Here is a 2,814-nt window from a genome sequence, read left to right on the forward strand (position 1 = left end):
ACCGAGCGTCGCGCCCATGCCCGGCAGCGTCAGCGGTACAATCACCTTGCGCATCGCCTGCGCACGCGTGCAGCCGTCGATCATCGCCGCTTCCTCCAGATCCTTGGGGATGCCGTCGAAAAAGGACTGCATGAGGAAGGTGGCAAAAGCCGTGTTGAAGGCGGTGTAGATGATGATCAGCCCGGTCAGGCTGTTGATCAGTCCGATCTGACCCATCACGCGGTAGATCGGCGGAATGACCATCACCAGCGGAAAGGTCTGGGTCAAAAGCAACATCAGCGCCAGTGCTGCCTTGCCGCGAAAGGTGAAGCGCGACATGGCATAACCGGCAAGCGTGGCGATGATTGTCACCAGTGCCGCCGTCGATACCGAGACGATGACGCTGTTGAGGAAATAGCGGGGGAAATCGGTGGCCTCGAGCACGGTGACGAAGTTCTGCAGCGTCATGTGCGACGGCCAGAAGGTGATGCCTTCGGAATAAAGCAGCCGCTCCGGCGTGACCGAGATCTTCAGCGTCCAGTAGATCGGGAACAAGGCAAAGAGCACGTAAGCCGCGATTGCCGCGTAGAGGCCGATGCCGCCGAAGAAGCGCTGCGAGGCTGTGCGTCCTGCGATCATCAGACGTGCCTCACCAGGGTGCGGCGGATACCGATCAGCGCAATCGCATAGGCAATGAGCAGGACCAATAGCAGCACGGCCACCGCCGAGGCATAGCCCTTGTCCAGCGATTTGAAGGCGCTGACATAGATGTAGACCGGCACAGTGTTGGTCGAGCCGGCCGGTCCGCCTTCGGTCATGACGAAGATCAGGTCGGCGAAGGTGGCGATCCAGATGGTGCGCAACATCACGGTGATGGCGATGGTCGGCGCCAGAAACGGCAGCGTCACCTTGGTGAAGCGCTGCCAGGGCGAGGCTCCATCGATGGCCGCAGCCTCATGCAGTTCCGACGGGATCGACTTCAGCGCCGCCAGGAGCGTGATGGCGAAGAACGGAATGCCGAACCAGATATTGGCGACGATCGGCCCCCACATGGCGGTTGACGGATCGGACAGCACATTGGTCGGCTCGGCCTTCAGACCCAATGCAAACAGCCAGTGCGGCAGCGGGCCGATGATCGGATTGAACAGCCAGGCCCAAGTCAGGCCCGACAGGAAGGACGGCACCGCCCAGGGCAGGAACACCAGGGCTTGTACAGCCTTGCGGCCGCGAAACGGCTTGTCGAGCAGAAGCGCCAGGCCAAGGCCGAGGAAGAACTGGAAGAAAAGGCTGGCGACCGTCCACCACAACGTGTTGACCAGCGCCTGGCCCAGCACCTGATCCGACAGCATCGCCTGATACTGGCCGAGCCCGACATATTCGGACTTGAAGGCGGAGAACTTGCGGAAGGAGTAGCTGATGCCGATGACCAGCGGCACCAGAAGCACCACGACCAGCAGGATGATCGCCGGGCTGAGATAGAGCCATGGCTCGATAGCGGCATGCGACAGCCGCTTCTTTCGAGGCTTGCCGACGGATCGTATTTCGGACACGGCATAGGTCATTGGGTGAGGATCGGCTCCCTGGAGCAGCGGATGGACAATGAGCGGGGAGAAGTGCCGGTTCACCCTCCGAAGCTGCAGCGCAGCGGCTGCGAAGGATGGGCAGGCAGATGAGGGGCAGCGCAAAGTAGGCAAAACTACCGCCGCCCCTCATCCGTCACTTCGTGACACCTTCTCCCCGTGAACGGGAGAAGGAAAGAACGCGCTTATTTCTTGTTCTTCGCCATCCAGTCCTGCTGTTCCTTGGTCAGGAAGGCAGCCCACTGGTCGGCGACGTCCTTGGCCGTCTTCTGGCCAAGCAGCACTTCCTGAAAATTCTTGATCGCCACCTGGTCGACGAAATTGCCGAGGTTCTCCAGATGCGTCGGCGGGGTGACCATTTCATATTTGGAGCTGTCGCTGAGCTCTGTGAACCAGCCCTTGAACTGCTCGGTCTTGAAATGGGGATCCTGGTCGGCACCGTTGTGGATCGGGACGACGCCGACTTCCTTGGCCCATTCCAGATTGTCCTTCGGCGACAAAAGGGTCGCCATCAGCTTCCAGGCGTCGTCCTTGTGCTGCGAGTTGGCGAACATGGCCCAACCGGCATAGCCGAGTGTCGGATAGGATTTGCCGCTCGGCCCGACCGGCAATGGCGCTACCGCGAAATCGTCGGCGCTCATCTTGTCGGCGATGCCGAGCAGCGCGTCCGGATCCTGGTTGAGCATAGCGCAGGTGCCGGAATAGAAGCCGGTGACCGTTTCGTTGAAACCCCAGCTCACCGCATCCTTCGGCGCCAGGCCGTCCTTGTACATATCGGCCAGCATCTGCAGGCCCTTGACCGAGCCCTCCTCGTTGATCGTCGAAGTGCCGTCCTCGTTGAAGTAGCCACCCTTGCCCTGAGCGATGTTCATGAACATGTGCATGCCGTTGAAGGCACCCGGCCCGCCGCGCAGGCAGTAGCCGTATTTGCCCGGAATGGCGGAGATTTTCTTGGAGTCGGCGACGAACTCGTCGAGCGTGGCCGGCGGGCCGTCCAGACCTGCCTCCTTGAACAGCTTCTTGTTCCAGAACAGCGCGTTCACATAGTAGCCGTAGGGGATCATGAACTGGGTGTTGTTGACGGTCGAGCCGAACTGCTTGGCGCGGTCGCCCAGCGTCTTGGCGTCGTCCCATTTGGCCATATACGGGCCGAGATCCTCGAGCTGGGCATTGTTGGCATAGAGGCCCATCCAGCGTTCCGGCATCTCGACCACGTCGGGCGTGTCGCCGGCCTGCACCATGGTCAGGAATTTCT

Annotated in this window: 3 protein-coding genes; all 3 read right to left on the reverse strand. The window is 60.9% G+C overall.

The window, feature by feature from the left end; all coding sequences use genetic code 11:
• A partial coding sequence (locus tag ENZ75_RS27375; RefSeq protein ID WP_164888039.1) for a carbohydrate ABC transporter permease occupies window positions 1-618 on the reverse strand: 618 nt, incomplete at its 3' end.
• The gene (locus tag ENZ75_RS27380) at window positions 618-1,541 is read right to left on the reverse strand and encodes a sugar ABC transporter permease (protein WP_063167897.1); all 924 of its coding nucleotides are present in this window, start codon (window positions 1,539-1,541) and stop codon (window positions 618-620) included. The genes ENZ75_RS27380 and ENZ75_RS27375, both read right to left, overlap by 1 nt.
• A 203-nt stretch (window positions 1,542-1,744) precedes the next feature.
• Window positions 1,745-2,814: sugar ABC transporter substrate-binding protein (locus ENZ75_RS27385; RefSeq protein WP_164888040.1), on the reverse strand; the 1,070-nt coding region annotated here is incomplete at its 5' end.

Origin of the sequence: Mesorhizobium sp. M7A.F.Ca.CA.002.04.1.1 (assembly GCF_004022805.1) — a bacterium.
GTDB lineage: Bacteria > Pseudomonadota > Alphaproteobacteria > Rhizobiales > Rhizobiaceae > Mesorhizobium > Mesorhizobium ciceri.